This window comes from Polaribacter sp. R2A056_3_33, from assembly GCF_019278485.1.
Lineage (GTDB): Bacteria > Bacteroidota > Bacteroidia > Flavobacteriales > Flavobacteriaceae > Polaribacter.
In genome coordinates this window covers 2,762,648-2,783,210 of sequence record NZ_CP058984.1, presented here as the reverse complement: position 1 = coordinate 2,783,210, position 20,563 = coordinate 2,762,648, and the positions used below count along the sequence as shown (strand labels likewise).

At 30.5% G+C, this 20,563-nt stretch carries 14 protein-coding genes; 12 read left to right on the top strand and 2 right to left on the bottom strand.

Annotated features, from left to right (window positions below; translation table 11 throughout):
- Positions 1-3 precede the first annotated feature (3 nt).
- The gene (locus H0I29_RS11660; protein WP_218732898.1) at positions 4-225 is read right to left on the bottom strand and encodes a PspC domain-containing protein; all 222 of its coding nucleotides are present in this window, start codon (positions 223-225) and stop codon (positions 4-6) included.
- Between the two features lie 177 nt (positions 226-402).
- Here H0I29_RS11660 and uvrA point away from each other — a divergent pair, with 177 nt between their 5' ends.
- The 7 genes from uvrA (at position 403) to H0I29_RS11625 (ending at position 14,567) form a co-directional block, all read left to right on the top strand.
- The gene (uvrA, locus tag H0I29_RS11655; RefSeq protein WP_218752469.1) at positions 403-3,225 is read left to right on the top strand and encodes an excinuclease ABC subunit UvrA; all 2,823 of its coding nucleotides are present in this window, start codon (positions 403-405) and stop codon (positions 3,223-3,225) included.
- A gap of 101 nt (positions 3,226-3,326) precedes the next feature.
- Positions 3,327-4,034, top strand: coding sequence for a TIGR00730 family Rossman fold protein (locus tag H0I29_RS11650; protein WP_208888706.1), 708 nt, complete (start codon positions 3,327-3,329; stop codon positions 4,032-4,034).
- A gap of 146 nt (positions 4,035-4,180) precedes the next feature.
- On the top strand, positions 4,181-6,940 hold the full coding sequence (locus H0I29_RS11645; protein WP_254712617.1) for an aminopeptidase: 2,760 nt from the start codon (positions 4,181-4,183) through the stop codon (positions 6,938-6,940).
- A gap of 102 nt (positions 6,941-7,042) precedes the next feature.
- Entirely contained in the window at positions 7,043-7,708 is a 666-nt protein-coding gene (locus H0I29_RS11640; RefSeq protein ID WP_218752465.1) for a hypothetical protein, read from the top strand.
- Between the two features lie 12 nt (positions 7,709-7,720).
- Positions 7,721-9,370 (top strand): hypothetical protein, encoded by a 1,650-nt coding sequence (locus H0I29_RS11635; protein WP_218752463.1) that lies wholly within the window; start codon positions 7,721-7,723, stop codon positions 9,368-9,370.
- Positions 9,371-9,549: 179 nt separating this feature from the next.
- Positions 9,550-12,003, top strand: coding sequence for a thiamine pyrophosphate-dependent enzyme (locus H0I29_RS11630; RefSeq protein WP_218752461.1), 2,454 nt, complete (start codon positions 9,550-9,552; stop codon positions 12,001-12,003).
- A gap of 140 nt (positions 12,004-12,143) precedes the next feature.
- A complete protein-coding gene (locus H0I29_RS11625) occupies positions 12,144-14,567 on the top strand; it encodes a zinc-dependent metalloprotease (RefSeq protein ID WP_218752459.1) in 2,424 nt (807 codons plus the stop codon).
- 2 nt (positions 14,568-14,569) lie between these two features.
- Here the strand turns inward: H0I29_RS11625 and H0I29_RS11620 are convergent, their stop codons facing one another.
- Positions 14,570-15,844, bottom strand: a complete 1,275-nt coding sequence (locus H0I29_RS11620; protein WP_218752458.1) for a DUF2851 family protein — start codon at positions 15,842-15,844, stop codon at positions 14,570-14,572.
- A gap of 118 nt (positions 15,845-15,962) precedes the next feature.
- On the opposite strand from H0I29_RS11620, the gene H0I29_RS11615 reads away from it, so the two are divergent.
- The 5 genes from H0I29_RS11615 to H0I29_RS11595 all read left to right on the top strand — a co-directional run bounded on the left by H0I29_RS11615 (position 15,963) and on the right by H0I29_RS11595 (position 20,562).
- Positions 15,963-16,595, top strand: coding sequence for an NAD(P)H-dependent oxidoreductase (locus H0I29_RS11615; RefSeq protein WP_218732890.1), 633 nt, complete (start codon positions 15,963-15,965; stop codon positions 16,593-16,595).
- A 71-nt stretch (positions 16,596-16,666) separates the two neighbouring features.
- Entirely contained in the window at positions 16,667-18,127 is a 1,461-nt protein-coding gene (locus tag H0I29_RS11610) for an aminoacyl-histidine dipeptidase (RefSeq protein WP_218752457.1), read from the top strand.
- Positions 18,128-18,320: 193 nt separating this feature from the next.
- A complete protein-coding gene (locus H0I29_RS11605) occupies positions 18,321-19,085 on the top strand; it encodes a ParA family protein (protein ID WP_165732805.1) in 765 nt (254 codons plus the stop codon).
- Between the two features lies 1 nt (position 19,086).
- On the top strand, positions 19,087-19,971 hold the full coding sequence (locus tag H0I29_RS11600) for a ParB/RepB/Spo0J family partition protein (RefSeq protein WP_208888696.1): 885 nt from the start codon (positions 19,087-19,089) through the stop codon (positions 19,969-19,971).
- Complete coding sequence (locus tag H0I29_RS11595) at positions 19,972-20,562, top strand: DUF5683 domain-containing protein (RefSeq protein ID WP_218732888.1); 591 nt, start codon at positions 19,972-19,974, stop codon at positions 20,560-20,562. It begins immediately after the preceding gene.
- Position 20,563 lies beyond the last annotated feature (1 nt).

The window sequence follows — 20,563 nt, the reverse complement described above, 5'->3', positions numbered from 1 at the left end:
ATATTATAGATCAAAGACAGAACTTCTTTTAGTGTACACCGTATCTTTTAACTTTAATAAAAATGCTAATGTTAAGTAAAAACCAAAAGACAAACCTACCGTAAAAAAAGTGACATAGATAAAAAATAAGCGCACATTTAAGGCTCTCATCCCTATTCTGTCTGCTAATCTTGACGAAACATGAAATCCATTTCTTTCAAAAAAATGTCGAATACTATCTATCATTTAAGTTCAAATAATTTAAATGCAATATAGTATTTTATCAATTGATAACAACATTTTTTAAATTACTGTTCTTATTATGGAATATTTCTATAAAAGTTTAACATCAAAAGCGTTAAACAATCATCCTTAAATTAAAATTGGTTTCTTTAACTTTGCGTTTTTCCAAAAAGATCTCATTTGAAAGACCAAGAATATATAGAAGTATACGGAGCAAGAGTCCATAACTTAAAAAATATTGATGTAAAAATCCCTCGTGAAAAACTAGTTGTAATAACTGGGTTAAGCGGAAGTGGAAAATCCTCTTTAGCTTTTGACACTATTTATGCAGAAGGACAAAGGCGATATATTGAAACTTTTTCGGCATATGCACGTCAGTTTTTAGGCGGATTAGAAAGACCCGATGTTGATAAAATTGATGGCCTTTCGCCAGTAATTTCTATTGAACAGAAGACAACTAATAAAAGTCCGCGTTCTACCGTTGGTACTATTACTGAGATTTATGATTTTTTAAGACTATTGTTTGCAAGAGCCGCAGATGCGTACTCCTATAATACTGGAGAAAAAATGGTAAGTTATTCTGATGAACAAATTAGACAACTTATTTTAAAGGATTTTGCTGATAAAAAAATTGCTGTTTTAGCACCTTTAGTAAAATCTAGAAAAGGACATTATCGTGAACTTTTTGAACAAATTTCTAAACAAGGTTTTTTACGTGTTCGGGTTGATGGAGAAATAAAAGAAATAGAAAAAGGAATGCGTTTAGACAGATATAAAACGCATGATATTGAGGTTGTAATAGACAGACTTTTGATAAATGATTCTATAGAGAAACGCTTAGAAGAAACGATAAAAACAGCATTGTATTCTGGAAATAACATTATGATGGTTATTGACATTGATAACAATGAACCTCGTTATTTTAGTAGAGAATTAATGTGTCCAACATCTGGAATTGCATATCCAAATCCAGAACCGAATACTTTTTCATTTAACTCGCCAAAAGGCGCATGTAATAAATGTAGTGGATTAGGAATTACAAATGAAATTAACCTAGAAAAAGTAATTCCAGACAATTCTATCTCCATACAAAAAGGAGGAATTACTCCACTTGGAGAACAAAAAAGTAGTTGGATTTTTAAACAGATAGAAAATATTGCTGAACGTTATCAGTTCAAATTAACAGATCCTATAAAAAATATTCCTAAAGAAGCGTTAGACGTAATTTTGAATGGAGGAAATGAGTCTTTTGAAATTGAGTCTAAAGCAGCCGGCGTTACTAGAAATTATAAAATAGATTTTGAAGGAATTATTTCTTTTATAGAAAACCAATATGACAGTGCAGAAAGCACCACAATAAAACGTTGGGCTAAAGGTTTTATGGATGAAGTTTCTTGTTCTACCTGCGGTGGAAAAAGATTAAAAAAAGAAGCGCTTCATTTTAAAATTATCGATAAAAACATTAGCGATTTAGCACAAATGGATGCTACTGAACTAGCAAAATGGTTTAAAAACATTGAAAAAAGTTTATCAAAAAAACAACTAATTATTGCAGCTGAAATTTTAAAGGAAATTAGAACTAGAATTCAGTTTTTATTAGATGTTGGTTTAGATTACTTAACGTTAGACAGAACCTCTAAATCACTTTCTGGAGGAGAAGCACAAAGAATTCGATTGGCAACTCAAATTGGTTCTCAATTAGTAGGTGTTTTGTACATTTTAGATGAACCAAGTATTGGATTGCACCAACGAGACAATCAAAAATTAATTGATTCCCTTGTAAAATTACGAGAAATTGGTAATTCTGTTTTAGTCGTGGAACACGATAAAGACATGATGGAACATGCGGATTTTGTGTTCGATATTGGTCCTGGTGCAGGAAGACACGGAGGTGAAATAGTAAGCTCTGGAACTTTTGAAGATTTAAAAAAACAAAATACTTTAACAGCAGATTATCTAACAGGAAGAAAAGAAATTGCGGTTCCTAAAAAACGTAGAGAAGGAAATGGAAATTTCATCAAACTAAAAGGTGCAACCGGAAACAATCTAAAAAATGTTTCTGTAGAATTTCCACTTGGAAAAATGATTTGTGTAACTGGAGTTTCTGGAAGTGGAAAATCTACCTTAATAAATGAAACATTATACCCTATTTTAAACGCTCATATATATAGAGGCGTCAAAAAACCGATGCCTTACAAAAAAATTGAAGGTTTAGAGCATGTAGATAAAGTAATCGACATCGATCAATCTCCTATTGGAAGAACTCCAAGATCTAACCCAGCAACCTATACAGGTACTTTTGGTGAAATTAGAAGTTTATTTGCAAAAACACCAGAAGCGGCAATTCGTGGTTACAAACCTGGTCGCTTTTCTTTTAATGTAAAAGGAGGACGATGTGAAACTTGCCAAGGTGGAGGAGTTCGTGTGATAGAAATGAACTTTTTACCAGACGTACAAGTAGAATGTGAAACTTGCCAAGGAAAACGATTTAATAGAGAAACTTTAGAAATTAGATACAAAGGAAAATCTATTTCTGATGTTTTAAATATGACGATTGAAGATGCTACTGATTTCTTTGAACTCATACCAAAAATACACAGAAAATTAAAAACAATTAAAGATGTTGGGCTTGGGTACATAACATTAGGGCAACAATCTACCACACTTTCTGGAGGGGAAGCACAACGAATTAAATTAGCATCAGAGCTATCTAAAAGAGATACAGGAAATACTTTCTATATTTTAGATGAACCTACAACCGGACTTCATTTTGAAGATATTAGGGTTTTAATGGACGTTTTAAATAAACTTGCCAATAAAGGAAATACCGTACTAATTATAGAGCACAATTTAGATGTTGTAAAACTAGCCGACTATATTATTGATGTTGGTATGGAAGGCGGAAAAAAAGGAGGAAAAATACTTTGCACCGGAACTCCGGAAGAAATTGCAAAACATAAAACGAGTTATACTGCTAAATTTTTGAAAAAGGAATTGAATTAAATTTTAATCATTTAACATCGTGTAATGTTAAAAAAGAGCTATTTTAGCAAGCTTTCTTTTTTTTTGAAAAAAGAAAAATAAATTTTAAAAAATTACAGATAATGACAAGTGATGATAGAAAAATAAAAGAAAAATTACAAACAAAAACCTGGAACGAGATAAAAACAAACGATTCTTGGGCTATTTTTAAAATAATGGCAGAGTTTGTAGATGGTTATGAGCGTTTAAGTAAAATTGGTCCATCAGTATCTATTTTTGGTTCAGCGAGAACAAAACCAGATCATCCATATTATAAATTAGCAGAAGAAGTTGCTTTTCAATTAACCCGCAATGGTTACGGTGTAATTACTGGTGGTGGACCAGGAATTATGGAAGCAGGAAATAAAGGAGCCCATAGAGGAAAAGGAAGTTCTGTAGGTTTAAATATTGAATTGCCTTTTGAACAGCATGACAACCCATGGATTGACCAAGGGAAAAGCTTAGACTTCGATTACTTTTTTGTACGTAAAGTAATGTTTGTAAAATACTCGCAAGGTTTTGTAGTAATGCCTGGTGGTTTTGGTACTATGGATGAGCTTTTTGAAGCTATTACACTAATACAAACCCATAAAATTGGTCGTTTTCCTATTATTTTAGTAGGAACAAAATTCTGGGGTGGTTTATTAGATTGGATAAAAAATACTCTTTTAGAAGAAGGAAATATTAGTGAAAAGGATTTAGACCTTTTTAGATTGGTGGATACTGCAGAGGAAGCTATCGAACATCTTAATAATTTTTACGATAAATATCATTTTAAGCCTAATTTCTAAAATATTATATTAATTTACACTTTTATATAGCCTGTCTTTTTATAGTAAGATAGGCTATTATAATATAAACCCTATTTAACACAATAAAGATTTAATTGAAAAATCGTTATTACATAGTACTAATATGCTTCTTAGCATCCAGTTTTGTGTTTTCACAGCAGAACTCTATCAGCATAAAATCTAAATTAGATACCGAAAAAGACGAGCTTAAAATTCAACAAGAAATTGTTTTTCATAACCCATCAGACTCTATATTAACTAAAGTCTACCTTCATAATTGGGCAAATAGTTACAGAGACAGAAAAACGCCATTATCTAAACGTTTTATCAAGGATTTTAGAAAAGATTTATACTTTGCAAAACCACAAGAATTAGGTTCATCTACTATAAAAAGTCTTTCTGTCGATTTTGAAAATGTCTATTTTAAAGAATTAGACAAACAAGCAGACATCATAGAAATAGATCTTGACAAACCATTACATCCAAATTCAAAAATCACTATATCTATAACATATATTGTAAAAACACCCAGTGCTCGTTTTACAAAATATGGAAAAACAAAAACAGGTTATCATCTTAGAAATTGGTATTTAACACCTGCTATTTACGACAATGGCTGGCAATTAATGAGTAATTTAAATTTAGATGATTTATACGAAAAAGGGACTGATTTTAAAATAGAAATAGATGTACCCAAAGATTTAATAGTAGAATCTAACTTATATCAATATAAAACAAAAAAAGAAAATACAAACAGTTACTATTTAGTTGGAAAAAATAAAACCGATGTTATTCTTGGAATCAACAAAACAAAACAACTAAAAACCTATAATACAAAAACAGTTACTGTACATACAGATGTTTTCTCTAAAGAATTAGATTACAATTTAACAACAAGTATCTTAAATAGAGAAATCCTTTTTATTCAAAAATACTTAGGAAAATATCCTCATTTAGAAATTTTTATTGACAAAGCTACTCAAAATAAAAATCCAATCTATGGTTTAAATCAATTACCTAATTTCTTACGTCCATTTTCCGATACTTTTAAATGGGACGTTACTATGTTTAAAGCACTTACAAAAAGGTATATAGAAAATACTTTACTCTTAAACAAAAGAAAAGATTACTGGCTAATAGACGGTATACAAAACTATTTAATGATCGAATATGTAGAGGAATATTATCCAGAAGTAAAACTTCTAGGTAAAGTTTCTAACTCTTGGCTTGTCAAAGGATTTAATATTTCTAAATTAGATTTTAATGATAAATACCCTTTTGTATACCAATTTACAGCTCGTAAATTTTTAGATCAAGCATTAAATACTTCTGCAGATTCTCTTTCAAATTTTAATAGAAAAATTGTTAGTAAATACAAAGCTGGCTTAGGTTTTCGTTTTTTAAAAGGATATTTAGGTGATAGTATTTTAAACCAAACAATTCAAGAATTTTATCAGAATAACCAATTAAAAATTACTTCAAGTACTCATTTTAACAAATTACTCTCCTCTAAGACTACTAAAGATTTAGATTGGTTTTTTAATGATTTTGTAAAGACCAATAAAAAAATAGATCATAAGATTGAAAGCGTAAAAAAAGAAAAAGACAGTATTTCTGTAACCATTAAAAATAAAAGAAATATTACGACTCCTTTAGCTCTTTACGCCATAAAAGACGAAGAAATTAAATTAAAAAAATGGGTAGCAGACGTTGACAGTACTAAGACAATAAAGTTTAAAAAAGGAGACTACGATACTTTTGTATTAAATTATGAAAACCTATATCCAGAATTAAACACTTTGAATAACTGGAAAACAGTTGATAAAAAAATCTTGAACAAACCTCTAAAGTTTTCATTTTTAAAAGACATAAGCAGCCCAAATTTTAATCAAGTTTTTTACCAACCCGATATAAATTATAATTTTTACAATGGTTTAATTCTTGGGGTAAAATTACACAACAAACCGCTGATAAAAAGAAATTTTGAATTTAAAATAGCTCCATATTATGCTACAAAAAGTAATACAGTAATTGGAAGCTTCTCTTTACTTTATAATCAATTTTTTGAAAAAACAAAAATATACAAAGTAGCTTACGGTTTGGCTGGAGGCACTTCTGATTACGCACCTAACTTATCATATAAATCTCTTACCCCTTATGTAGACATCACTTTTAAAAGAAAAACATTAAGAGACATTTCATCAGAATATTTAAGAGCAAAATTAATTCATATAGATAAAGAAATTGCACCTGACGCTATAAGAACAGACCAAGATAACTACAGTGTTCTTAGCTTAAGTTACAATTACTCTAACCCAGATATTATTAAAGAGTTTAGGTACAGCTTTAGCACAGAGTTTGCTAAAAAGTTTTCTAAAGCCACATTAGATCTTAGATTTAGAACCTTAACAACAACAGATACTCAATTAGACTTTAGGTTTTTTGCGGGTGTGTTTTTTAATAATAAAACAGAAGGAGATTATTTTAGTTTTGGCTTAGATAGAAGTAATGACTACCTATTTCAATTAAATTATTTAGGAAGATCTGAAAGCTCTGGTTTCTTTAGCCAACAATACATTATTAACGAAGGTGGTTTTAAATCTGTATTACCTACTAGATTTGCTAATCAATTTATGGTTTCTAATAATTCTAGCATTGGTTTATGGAGATGGATAGAGGTTTATAATGATGTCGCTTTCTTAAAAAATAAAAATCAGCCTCTGTATTTTGCCTATGAAAACGGAATCCGTTTCAACTTTGTACACGAGATCTTCGAAATTTATTTCCCTCTATACTCCAACAACGGTTGGGAAATATCTCAGAATGCTTATCCAGAAAAAATAAGATTCTCATTATCTGCTGATGTAAAATCTATTTACAACTTTTTTAAGAGAGGATTTTTGTAATATTCACAAAAAACCTACTAAAGAGTCAATATACCTATAAGTAGGTATTTTAACATTCTCATTAAATATTAATTTTGTCTAACAAATTAAAAATTGATGAAAATGAAAAAAAAACAACTATTATTTATTTTTCTTATTAGCTTTAGTCTCCTAGGGCAATCACAAGAAATTGAAAAGAAAAATGCATTTGCAATTTCTGTTGGATCACCTGGTCTTGGATTAGAATATGCAAGAAAGATTAGCCCAAAACTTAATGCAAAAGTAGTCTGGCACACTTTTAAATTAGAAGATTTCGAAAAAGAAGACCTAGAGATTAAAGATGACGTTGTAGACCTACTTGCAACGATAGAATCTTCAATAATAGATTTAGGTATTGAATATTTACCATTTAAAAACTCTTCATTTAAATTAACAACCGGTCTAGGTATTTTATCTAAAATAAATGCAAATGCCCTAATTACATATACAGAAGATGTAAAATATGGAGATATTACAATTACCAAAGAAAATATTGGTGAAATAAACGCAGATATTACTTGGAGCGGAGTAGCTCCTTATCTAGGGCTTGGTTTTGGTAGAGCTATACCTAAGAAAAAAATTGGTTTTGGTGTTGAATTTGGTACTTATTTCACTTCATCTCCAGATGTAGAATTAACTGCAACAAATTTACTTTCACCGACTTCAAACCAAAAAGAAAATTTAAAAGAAGCTCTTGATACTTTTAAATTTATACCAAGAATACAAATAAGATTAGCTTATAAATTTTAAAAAAAAAGAAAAATGAAAAAATTAAAGAAACTACATGCATTAATTGCGCTCGCATTTATGACGCTACTTGTTATAAGTTGTGATTTTAAAGGAATAACAGACGATGTTGATATTCAAATATCCAACAATATATTAAAACAAGAAGCACTTATTAGTGTTTTAGATATTGTAAACCCTGAAAGTATTGAGGGCCCAAATAAATTAACTGTAGAACTTATTGGAGATGATGCTGATAAATTTGTAACAAATTCTGGAGAAAAAATTTCTAACTTAAAAGTAATTGACGGAAATATATCTTTAGCAGTAAACCCTAACTTTTCTAGTTCTGAAGATTTAAAAGTTTTACTAAAAATTAAAGGCGATAACTATCTAACAACCACTATACCTGTTATTATAGCTGCAAATGACACTTTAGTTACTAAATCTATAAACATAGTAAACAAATTAAATACTGTACAAGGAGTTGATTTCATTGAAACCACTAAAACACTTTCTAACAACTCAATTTCTGAAAACTACATCATTACAACACCAAAAACAAAAGCAACAACAAATACAGAAATCACAATTGAATCTGGTACTATTTTTCAAGATGCAAATGGAAACAACATCTCTGGAGCTAACTTAAAAAGTGAAATTGCTCACTTTAGTTTAGATACACCCGAAGCTATAGCCTCTTTCCCTGGAGGTTTAACTCCACTAAGTGTTATTGACGAAACCGGAGAAGAAACTGAAGATGTTGCTTTTATCACAGCAGGTTTTACCTCTATTGATATGTTTGTAGATGGTAAAGAAGTTAAAAACTTTTCTAAGCCAATTAGCGTAGGTATTGAGATTCCAAATAATTACATAAATCCTGAAACTGGAGATAATATAAGTGAAGGTGATTTAATTCCAATTTGGTCATACGGAGAAGATGGTCAATGGGGCTTTCACAAAACAGGAACTGTAACCATGAATACTTCCGGGAACTACAACGTAGCTTTTACAACAACTCATTTATCTTGGTATAACTTAGACTACTATTATAGAGGATGTGATTATTACAGAAAACTAACAGTATCAATCCCGAAAACACCAAGTCTTTCTGATAATTTCAATAACTTAAGCTACGACCTAGTTTATGCACATAATGGTCAAGTTATCGCTAATAGGGATATACAGATATCTAAAACTAAAGATAATTCTAATGGATATTACAGAACACCTAACCAAAACCTAAAAATTAAATTATATTCTGGTAGTAGATATGACAGCAATAGAGTTTTATTATATACTTCAGATACTTTTGATGGTTGTAGTAATAACACTATAAATATAGATGGTTCTACATTTTCTAATTCCATTCCTCCGAAGCCGGACGTAAGAAATATCAACATACAATTTCAAGCTAAATGTGGAGACAAAGTATTAAATCCTTTTTTATACTTATACAGACAAGAAAGCTACACTTACTATGGTAGAACTTATACATACTGGAGATGGGTTGGATACACTTATACTGGAAAAGGCTACATCTATAACGCACATATAGGAGTGTCCCAAAAATACAAAGTATATTTTGGAGGTAATTCTTATGAATATGATTATACATTTAACTCAGACAACATTATTATTGGTGACTTTGAAGCTCCCGGAGATTTATGCAGCAGATTATTCTAACCAAATAACAGTTTATACAAAAAAAGGGGTATTGTGAAAACAATATCTCTTTTTTATTAAACAAAACCCAATAAAAACTAAAAATCAGCAAAAAAATTACCATATTCTTAATAAATATATAAGTTTTTAATTATCAACTAAAAAAACTATCTTTGTGATACATTAAAAAGCTCATAAAAATGTTGCAAGAAACACCTATAGATAATAAACAAAAACTATCTTTTCAAGACTTTAAAACAGAAGTTTTAAATGATTATAAAATAGCTAAAATTAGTAGAGAGTGCAGTTTATTAGGTCGTAGAGAAGTTTTAACAGGTAAGGCTAAATTCGGTATTTTTGGTGACGGAAAAGAAGTTCCGCAACTAGCAATGGCTAAAGCATTTAAGTTAGGAGATTTTAGATCTGGTTACTACAGAGACCAAACTTTTATGATGGCTATCGGAGAGTTAACTCCACAACAATTCTTTGCAGGTTTATACGCACACACAGATATAAAAGCAGAACCTATGTCCGCTGGTAGACAAATGGGTGGTCATTTTACAACACACAGTTTAAATGAAGATGGCAGCTGGAAAGACCTAACAAAACAATACAACTCTAGTGCAGATATTTCACCTACAGCAGGTCAAATGCCTCGTTTACTAGGTTTAGCACAAGCTTCTAAAATATACAGAACAGAAAAAAGCGTACAACATAAATCTAAATTTTCTACAAACGGAAATGAAGTTGCTTGGGGTACTATTGGTAATGCTAGTACTAGTGAAGGTTTATTTTTTGAAACCATAAACGCAGCTGGTGTTTTACAAGTACCTATGCTAATGAGTGTTTGGGATGATGAATACGGAATTTCTGTACACGCGAAACATCAAACTACAAAAGAAAGCATATCAGAAATTTTAAAAGGATTTCAGAGAGAACATGACAAAGCTGGTTACGAAATATTTGTGGTAAACGGTTGGGATTATGTACAATTAGTAGACACATATAATAAAGCAGCAAAAATTGCCAGAGAAGAACACGTACCTGTTTTAATTCACGTAAAAGAATTAACGCAACCACAAGGTCATTCTACTTCTGGATCTCACGAAAGATATAAAGGTAAGAAAAGACTAAATTGGGAGAAAGAACACGATTGCATTACAAAAATGCGAAACTGGATTTTAGACTTCGAATTAGAAACTGAATCAGGAGAAACTTTACGCTTTGTAGAATCTGAAGAAGATATTATTATTTTAGAAAAGCAAGCAAAAAAAGAAGTTTTAAGCGCTAAAAGAAATGCTTGGAATACTTTTATTAATGAAATAAAAACAGAAGTAAACACTGCCTGTCAATTATTAGACAAAGTTGCTGAAAAAAGTAAAAACAGTAGCTTTATCAACAAACATAAAAAAGATTTAATTTCTATTGTAGAACCTAGTAGAAAAGATGTTTTATCTGCTACTAGAAAAACACTACGATATTTAAGTGATGAAAATTTTGCAGAAAAAATATTACTTCAAAATTTTATAAAAAACGCTTTAAAAAGTGCCTCTGAAAAATTTTCTTCATATTTATATAGTGAATCAAACCTTAGTGCATTAAACGTTCCCGAAAAGAAACCTGTATATTCTGATAGTAAAACATTAGTAGATGCACGGATAATAATGAGAGATAATTTTGATGCTATTCTAAAAAAACATCCAGAAGTAATTATTTTTGGAGAAGATGCTGGTTTTATTGGTGATGTAAACCAAGGATTGGAAGGGCTTCAAGAAAAATATGGTGAAATAAGAGTTGCAGATACAGGTATTAGAGAAGCAACAATTATAGGACAAGGTATTGGTTTAGCAATGCGTGGCCTGCGCCCTATTGCAGAAATACAATATCTAGATTATTTATTGTACGCTTTACAAATAATGAGCGACGATTTAGCAACACTACATTACAGAACTTTCGGCAAACAAAAAGCCCCCTTAATTATTAGAACTCGTGGTCACAGACTAGAAGGTATTTGGCATGCAGGCTCTCCAATGGGCGGAATTATAAATAATGTTAGAGGAATTCATGTTTTAGTGCCTAGAAACATGACAAAAGCAGCTGGTTTTTACAATACTTTACTAGAAGGTGATGAGCCTGCATTAGTAATAGAATGTTTAAACGGTTACCGATTAAAAGAAGAATTGCCTGTAAATTTAGGTGAATACAAAACACAAATAGGTGTTGTAGAAATAGTGAAAGAAGGAACAGATTTAACGGTTGTTTCTTACGGATCTACCTTAAGAATTGTAGAAGAAGTAGCTAAAGAATTACTGCAAGCAGATATTAACATAGAAATTATAGATGCACAAAGCTTACTACCTTTCGACTTGCATCATGATTGTGTAAAAAGCTTAGAGAAAACGAATAAATTATTAATCGTTGATGAAGATTTACCTGGTGGAGCTTCTGCTTATCTTCTACAAGAAATCGTAGAAAAACAAAATGGTTATATGTTTTTAGATAGCAAACCTGCAACTTTAACTGCTAAAGAACACAGAACAGCATACGGTACAGACGGAGATTATTTTTCAAAACCATCTGCAGAGGATATTTACGAGAAAATCTATGAAATTATGAATGAAGCAAATCCTAATAAACATAAAAGTTTGTATTAAAAAACACAATACATAAATTCTATTAAGCTCAAAAAAACTATTTTTTTGAGCTTTTTTTTTAACATAATTATAAGAAAACGTTAAGAAAATAACAAGCACATTTAAGTAATTTAGTGCCTTACACATCATTAAACTCTAATATGAAAAAAACACTACTCTTATTATTACTTTCTATTTTTACAATTTCTAATTCTCTTGAAGCTCAACGAAAATCAAAAGATAAAAAGAAAGAAAATTCAGAAGCTAAAACGAGCAAAGCAAAACTCCCAAAATATTCAGATTTTGTAAACAAAGACACAAAAACTGATGATGGATTATTTAAAGTACATACTAATAAAGATGAATTTATTTACGAAATTCCCAAATCTTACTTAGGTAAAGAAATGTTATTAGTTACTAGACTAAAAGACATACCTGCTGGTTTAGGCGGTGGTTACGTAAATGCTGGTTCTAAAATTAACACCCAAGTAGTGGTTTGGGAACATTATAAAAATAAAATTTTATTAAAAGTAAAATCTTATGATGCCATAGCAAATGATTCTTTACCAATTTTTAAATCTGTAAAATCGAACAACTTAGAACCTATTATTTATTCTTTCGATATTAAAACACAAAACACAGATTCAACAACTGTGTTAGTTGATGTTACAAAATTCTTTTCTTCGGATGTAAAAGCTATCTCTGGTTTATCATCAAGATTTAGAAAAACCTACAAAGTAAAAAGGTTAGATGCTAGTAGAAGCTTTATCAATAGTATTAAGAGTTTTCCAGAAAACATAGAAGTAGTACAAAATTTTACTTTTGAAGCAGATGAACCACCAAGTAACAGAAGTACAAACACAATTACTTTACATGTTAATCAATCTATGATTTTATTACCAGAAGAACCAATGATGCCAAGAATATCTGACAAAAGAGTTGGTTATTTTTCTATTGGAAATGTAGATTATAGTTCAGAAGCTTTAAAAGCTGATAGCAAAAGATATATTAGACGTTGGAGACTAGAACCAAAAGATGTTGAAGCGTATAATCGCGGAGAATTAGTTGAGCCAATTAAACCAATTGTGTATTACTTAGATCCTGCAACGCCAGAAAAACTAAGAAAAGACATAAAACAAGGTGTTGATGATTGGGCTAAAGTTTTTGAAACTGCTGGTTTTAAAAATGCAATTATGGCAAAAATGCCACCTACAAAAGAAGAAGACCCAGACTTTAGTATGGAAGATGTTCGTTATTCTTCTATTAGATATGTAGCAAGTACCACAAGAAACGCAACAGGACCAAGTGTTTCAGACCCTCGTTCTGGAGAGATACTAGAAAGTGATATTATTTGGTATCACAACCATTTACGTTCTTACAGAAATAGATATTTATTAGAAACCGGAGCAGCAAATCCGTCTGCAAGAACCTTAGACACGCCTGCAGAAGATATTGGAGAAATGATGCGTATGGTAATTTCTCACGAAGTTGGTCATGCTTTAGGTTTACCACATAATATGGCTGCAAGTTATGCCTATCCTGTAGATTCTTTACGTTCTGGAAGTTTTACTCAGAAAAACGGAATTGCAGCAACCATTATGGATTATGCTCGTTACAATTACGTAGCACAACCTGGTGATAAGGATGTAAGATTTGTTAGACAATTAGGCCCTTATGATCATTATGCAATTAATTGGGGATATAGAGTTGTGCCAAATGCAAATACTCCTGAAGACGAAGTAAAAACTTTAGATAAATGGATTGAAGATAAAGCAGATAACCCAATTTATAGATTTGGTGGACAACGTTTTGATCCTTCTGCACAAACTGAAGGAATTGGAAATGACCAGGTAAAAGCAAGTACTTATGGAGTTAAAAACTTAAAAATTGTAGCTAAAAATCTTCCAAGTTGGACATCAGATCAAACAAACAATTACGAAGATTTAGGTGAATTATACGGAGAGTTATTAAGCGTTTGGGGAAGATATTCTGGACATGTTGTTGGTAATATTGGTGGTGTTTACGAGTTTAATAAAAAACCATCTCAAACTGGTGATATTTATGTTCCTGTTACAAAAGCAAAGCAAAAAGAATCAATGGCTTGGTTACAAGCAAATGTTTTTAAAACGCAAAATTGGTTACTAGATAAAAATATTTTAAACAAGATTGAAGAAACTGGTTATACAGACAAACTTGCAGGTTATCAAAATAGGTTTTTAAGCACTTTATTAAATTACCAAACTTTAAATAGAATGATAGAAGCAGAAGTAATTCAAGATGAATTTTATGCAGCATCAGACATGATTAAAGATTTAAGAAAAGGTGTTTTTTCTGAAACCAATGCAACTAAAAACGTTGACTTACAAAGAAGAACTCTTCAAAAATCATATATTGATAAAATGAAGAATTTAATGGATAATGAAGAGTCTAAAAATAACGACATCTCTTCTATTGTAAGAGGAGAATTAGAAGCTTTAAAATACCAAGTAAACACAGCAAGTAAAAGAGCTGTTAACACAATTACAAAATATCATTATAAAGATTGTTATGCTAAAATTAATGAAATCTTAAATCCTAAGAAATAACATTATTTTTCGCTTAACAACCGAACCCCTATTGCGCACTGTAAACATCGTTTCTTTGCGCAATAGTTGTTTTTAAGCTCTAATAAAGACTGTGTTTCATAAGCATTTTTAGATTGAACTCCAATTTCATCAAACTTAGAAATAATACTATTTTTTTCTGGTTTTATTTTTTTTAGAATCTTTAAAAATTCCATTTCATTCACTTCTCCCCTATTTTTTTGATATGAAAACTTTAGTGGAATAATGGTGTTGATCAATAATAAATCTACAAAGGATTTTGTCAACTTTTTAGGAGATAATTTTGAAGCGGTTTCAAATGTATAATGTGTTTTCCAAAACGGATGTACATCAATCTCAAACAAATTATAAAATTCTTTTAAGGTTTCAATTTGCATCATTTTAGAAAATAAATTTTGATGGCAATGATATAAAGCAATTAATTGAGCAATACGAATGGTTGGGAAATTAGGTGGTCGCATTCTAAAAAATGAAAACTGCACTTTTCCTATCGGTTCTAAGTTATATTTATGCTGCAAATAATTGTAGCTTGTTTTTAATTGCTGATGATATTCGCTATCAACAACCTCCTCTAAAAACCCTGCTTGTCCAAATAACAAAGCAGCTAATTGAGTTTCATCAAACCTTACTTTTCTAAGAGTTGAAAAATCGAAAGAAGTTGCCAAATTAAAAAAGACATCACCATTTACTTTCAATCCAAAGTTTTTGGCTAATAACTGAAATAGAACTGCTTCAAAATCGTTTTGATTGTCCAACAAAACTTTATTCATTTCAATCGATTTTCGTTCTAAACGCTCAAAAAATAATCGTTCTTTCCAATTATCCAAAGTAAAATCATCTACAGTACTAATTTCTTTTTCACAAGAAACCCAATTTTGTTTAGTCGAAAATAAATTCCGATAATTATGTATAGCAGAAGCAAGCACAAAATCTTTTAAAACCAAAACAGGTAAAGGCTTGTTATTTTTCATAAAAACAGTTGCATCATCTTCCCAAACAACATGTAAAATAACGGCATCATAATTTTCATCAATTTCATGATGATGTACATACCAATCAGACGATTTTAAATGAATTTCTACATTGCCCGCCCACAATTGGTCATCAATTTTAAGTTGCGCATTTAAAAAATCAGGACCTGAGTTATAATTATGGATTCCAACTTTTAAAATAGAAACGTCTTCGTTAGTAGTTGTTTTTAAATCGTGAACAGAAAACAATTGATATTTCCATACATAATGAAGAAAATCCTCATTCATAGTCTTTTTTTTTGCTATCAAGATACAAAAAATCATTTATACCTTTATCAATATTTATAATCACATGAACAGAATTCATCAAAAATAATGACTTATTTTTGCAGCCTAATTAAGATAAATGAATATTATAGATAGTTTAAAATGGCGTTATGCCGTTAAAAAGTTTGATTCAGAAAAGCAACTTTCAGAAGTTCAAATAAACACCTTAAAAGAAGCTTTTAACTTAACAGCAAGTTCATACGGACTGCAGCCTTTAAAGTTGATTGTAATTAAAAATAAAGAAGTTCAAAAAGAACTAGTTTCACATTCTTGGAACCAAGCACAAATATTAGATGCTTCTCATGTTTTGGTTATTTGCATTCCTAAAAACTATACAAGTGTAGAAGTAGAAAACTACTTTACATTGGTCCAAAAAATTAGAAAGACTCCTAATGAAATTATAAAACCTTTTAAAGAATTTCTAACTGCAGATATTGAAAAAAAAACACAAGAAGAATTAACCGTATGGAATAAAAACCAAGCATATATTGCACTTGGTAATCTAATGACAGTTTGTGCCGTAGAAAGAATAGATGCCTGCCCAATGGAAGGCTTTATCCCTAATAAATACGACGAAATTCTTAATTTAACTGCTCAAAATTTACAATCAGTATTAGTACTTCCTGTTGGTTTTAGAGCCGACGATTGCTACATGAAAGATTTAACAAAAGTTAGAAAAGACTTAACAGAAACTGTAGTAGAAATATTGTAAATTTACTAGCTAGAATTAAACTTTTTAAAGACTTTAAATGCCTTTAAAAATTCATAATAAAAATCAAGAAAATGAGTAAAGCAGTAAGAAATTTAGAACCTAAAATTGTTTGGAATCACTTTGCAGATTTAAATGCAGTGCCTCGTCCTTCTAAAAAAGAAGAACGTGTAATTCAGTTCATGGTAGATTTTGGTAAAAAATTAAACTTAGAAACTTTTGTAGATAAAGTTGGAAATGTCATTATTAAAAAACCAGCTACAAAAGGTTTAGAAGATAGAAAAACTGTTGTTTTACAGAGCCATTTAGATATGGTTCATCAAAAAAACTCAGCTACTGTTTTCGATTTTGATAAGGAAGGTATTAAAATGCTAATTGAAGGTGATTGGGTTACTGCAGACGGAACAACATTAGGTGCAGATAACGGTTTAGGAGTTGCCGCTATTATGGCTATTTTTTCTTCTGATGATATTGAACACCCAAACCTAGAAGCACTTTTTACGATTGATGAAGAAACTGGTATGACTGGTGCAATGGGACTTGAAGGCGGGATTTTAGAAGGAGAAATTCTTTTAAATTTAGACACAGAAGAAGATGATGAAATTGGCATGGGCTGCGCCGGTGGCGTAGATGTTACTGCTACAAGAAGTTATGCTGAAGAAGATGTTTCTGAAAATGCTACCGCTTATTCAATTACTGTAAAAGGTTTAAATGGTGGACATTCTGGAATGGATATTATTAAAGAATTAGGAAACGCAAACAAAATTATGAACCGTTTATTATTCGATGGTTTCACCAATTTTGGTTTACAAATTTCTGAAATAAATGGAGGTAGTTTACGTAACGCAATTCCTAGAGAAAGTACTGCAATTGTAACTGTAGACATCATTTCTAAAGAAGCTTTTCTTTTAGAAACCAATTTACTTATCAACAATATAAAAGAAGAGTTTTCAACAATAGAACCCAACTTAACAGTTGATATTCAAGAATCTACACTTCCAAATAAAGTCATGGAATTAGGCGTTCAGGAAGGTTTATTAAAGTCTATTTACGCTGCTCATAACGGAGTCTATAGAATGAGTCCGGATATTAAAGGATTGGTAGAAACCTCTAATAATATTGCTCGAGTAATTGTAAAAGATGGAAGCATAAAAATTGGATGTTTAACACGATCTTCATCAGAAAGTAATAAATTAGATTTAGCAAATTCTTTAAAATCTGCTTTTGAATTATCTGGTTTTGATGTAGATTTATCTGGTGAATACCCAGGATGGCAACCGAATGTAAACTCAGCAATTTTAGACGTAGTTTCTAATTTATATGAAACTTTACATGGTGAGAAAGCAGATGTAGCAGCTTGTCACGCTGGTTTAGAATGTGGAATCTTAGGTCAGAATTACCCAGAAATGGATATGGTTTCTTTTGGACCAACTATTAGAGGAGCGCACTCTCCAGACGAAAAAGCATCTATTTCATCAACACAAAAATTCTGGAAATTTTTAATTGAAATTTTAAAGAACATTCCAAAGAAATAGTACAATATTACCTGTTAGAAACCGAAGTTTATGCTTCGGTTTTTTTTTACTTAAATTTGTTTAAAAAGTCAACAAAAACAAACTCAAAACACTAAAATACAGTAGATTACATTTTTATCTTTTTGTTAACATCTTTCATTTTCTAAAGACAGAAAAAAACGTAATTTTACTACCTATAAACTAAACTTTTATAATGGGTAAAATAATTGCTATTGCAAATCAAAAAGGTGGTGTTGGTAAAACAACTACAAGCATAAATTTAGCTGCTTCTTTAGGTGTTTTAGAGAAAAAAGTTTTGTTGATTGATGCAGATCCGCAAGCAAACGCTTCGTCTGGTTTAGGTATTGATGTTGAAACTGTAGAATATGGAACCTATCAAGTTTTAGAACATTCCATTGATGCAAAAGATGCGATTGTTAAAACCGAGTCTCCAAATGTAGATATTATACCTGCACATATAGATTTAGTAGCTATTGAAATAGAATTGGTAGATAAGGAAGATAGAGAGTATATGTTAAAAAAAGCGTTAGTCGATCTAAAAGACGATTACGATTATATTTTAATAGATTGTGCTCCGTCATTAGGTTTAATTACGTTAAACTCTTTAGTAGCTGCAGATTCTGTAATAATTCCTATTCAGTGTGAATATTTTGCCTTAGAAGGGCTAGGGAAATTATTAAATACCATTAAAAGTGTACAGAATATTCATAATTCTGACTTAGATATAGAAGGCTTACTTTTAACCATGTTCGATTCTCGTTTACGCCTTTCTAATCAAGTAGTTGATGAAGTTAGAAAACATTTTTCTAGTATGGTTTTTGATACTATAATTAGAAGAAATACACGTTTAGGAGAAGCACCAAGTTACGGAGAAAGCATTATTGCATACGATGCAACCAGTAAAGGTGCTGTAAATTACTTAAATTTGGCGCAAGAATTATTAAAAAAGAATTCGTAAAATGGCAAAAGCAACCAAAAAACAAGCTTTAGGACGAGGATTATCAGCTTTATTGCAAGAATCTTCTAATGTAATTTCTGCATCAGATAAAAATGCAGACAAACTTGTTGGAAGTATTATTGAAATAGAATTAGATTTAATTGATGTAAATCCTTTTCAACCTAGAACTTATTTTGATGAAGAAGCATTAAGAGAATTAGCAAGTTCTATAAAAGAATTAGGTGTAATTCAGCCAATCACAGTTAGAAAACTAGAAGGAAATAAGTTTCAATTGGTTTCTGGTGAGCGTCGTTTTAGAGCATCAAAATTAATTGGAAACAAAACAGTACCGGCATATATAAGACTTGCCAACGACCAAGAAATGCTAGAAATGGCCTTGGTAGAAAATATTCAGCGTAAAAATTTAGACCCAATAGAAGTTGCTTTATCTTACCAACGTTTAATAGATGAAATTCAATTAACGCAAGAAGAATTAAGTACAAGAGTTGGTAAAAAACGATCTACAGTAACCAATTACTTACGTTTGTTAAAGTTAGATCCAATTTTACAAACAGGTATGCGAGACGGTTTTATTTCTATGGGGCATGGTCGTGCTATGATTAATGTAGAAAATACAGAAGATCAATTAGCTATTTACGAGAAAATTTTAAGAGATAAATTATCTGTAAGACAAACAGAAGATTTAGTAAAAAGCTTAAAATCTGGTACCATTGCAAAACCAAAGAAAAAACCAGTACCAAGTTTCATTAAAAGTAGTGTTAAAGATATTAGTGAATACTTTGGTCATAAAATAGACGTTACTGTTGGTAACAATGGTAAAGGAAAAATTTCGATTCCTTTTCATTCTGAAGAAGATTTTAATCGAATAAAAAACTTATTAAAATAAGTGTTTATTAAAAATACCATATTTGTTTTATTCCTTGCATTCTTTTCTGCATCTATTTTTGGGCAGAAAGATTCTGTGAATGTGAAAGATTTAAAAATAAAAGGAGATATTAAAATTGAAAAAGGTGGTGTTTACGATCCTTTAGCTCCTTCTAAAGCAGCATTTTATTCTGCTATATTTCCTGGAATGGGACAAATTTACAATAAGAAATATTGGAAAGCACCCATTGTTTGGGGTGCTATGGGTACTAGTATTTACTATTATTTAGACAATAATAAAGAATACCATAGATACAGAACTGCCTACAAACTTAGAAAGAATAATTTAGTAGACGAATTTACGGTAGATGGTGTGGAGATTCTTTCTCTTGAAACACTAGAAAGAGCACAAGAACAGTTAAGCGAAAATAGAGACATGTCTCTATTAACCACTGCTATTTTGTACGTTTTACAGATTGTAGAAGCAAGTGTAAATGCACATTTATTACAATTTAATACCGATGATGATTTATCATTTAAACCTACTTTTATTAACGATCCTACTTATTTTGAAGCTCCAAAAGTAGGTCTAACAATTAAATATAATTTTTAAA

Excerpts from the sequence above, each read along its gene's own strand:
- H0I29_RS11660 (WP_218732898.1), bottom strand. The coding sequence starts at position 225 with ATGATAGATAGTATTCGACATTTTTTTGAAAGAAATGGATTTCATGTT.
- H0I29_RS11650 (WP_208888706.1), top strand. The coding sequence starts at position 3,327 with ATGACAAGTGATGATAGAAAAATAAAAGAAAAATTACAAACAAAAACC.
- H0I29_RS11640 (WP_218752465.1), top strand. The coding sequence starts at position 7,043 with ATGAAAAAAAAACAACTATTATTTATTTTTCTTATTAGCTTTAGTCTC.
- H0I29_RS11635 (WP_218752463.1), top strand. The coding sequence starts at position 7,721 with ATGAAAAAATTAAAGAAACTACATGCATTAATTGCGCTCGCATTTATG.
- H0I29_RS11630 (WP_218752461.1), top strand. The coding sequence starts at position 9,550 with ATGTTGCAAGAAACACCTATAGATAATAAACAAAAACTATCTTTTCAA.
- H0I29_RS11625 (WP_218752459.1), top strand. The coding sequence starts at position 12,144 with ATGAAAAAAACACTACTCTTATTATTACTTTCTATTTTTACAATTTCT.
- H0I29_RS11620 (WP_218752458.1), bottom strand. The coding sequence starts at position 15,844 with ATGAATGAGGATTTTCTTCATTATGTATGGAAATATCAATTGTTTTCT.
- H0I29_RS11615 (WP_218732890.1), top strand. The coding sequence starts at position 15,963 with ATGAATATTATAGATAGTTTAAAATGGCGTTATGCCGTTAAAAAGTTT.
- H0I29_RS11610 (WP_218752457.1), top strand. The coding sequence starts at position 16,667 with ATGAGTAAAGCAGTAAGAAATTTAGAACCTAAAATTGTTTGGAATCAC.
- H0I29_RS11605 (WP_165732805.1), top strand. The coding sequence starts at position 18,321 with ATGGGTAAAATAATTGCTATTGCAAATCAAAAAGGTGGTGTTGGTAAA.
- H0I29_RS11600 (WP_208888696.1), top strand. The coding sequence starts at position 19,087 with ATGGCAAAAGCAACCAAAAAACAAGCTTTAGGACGAGGATTATCAGCT.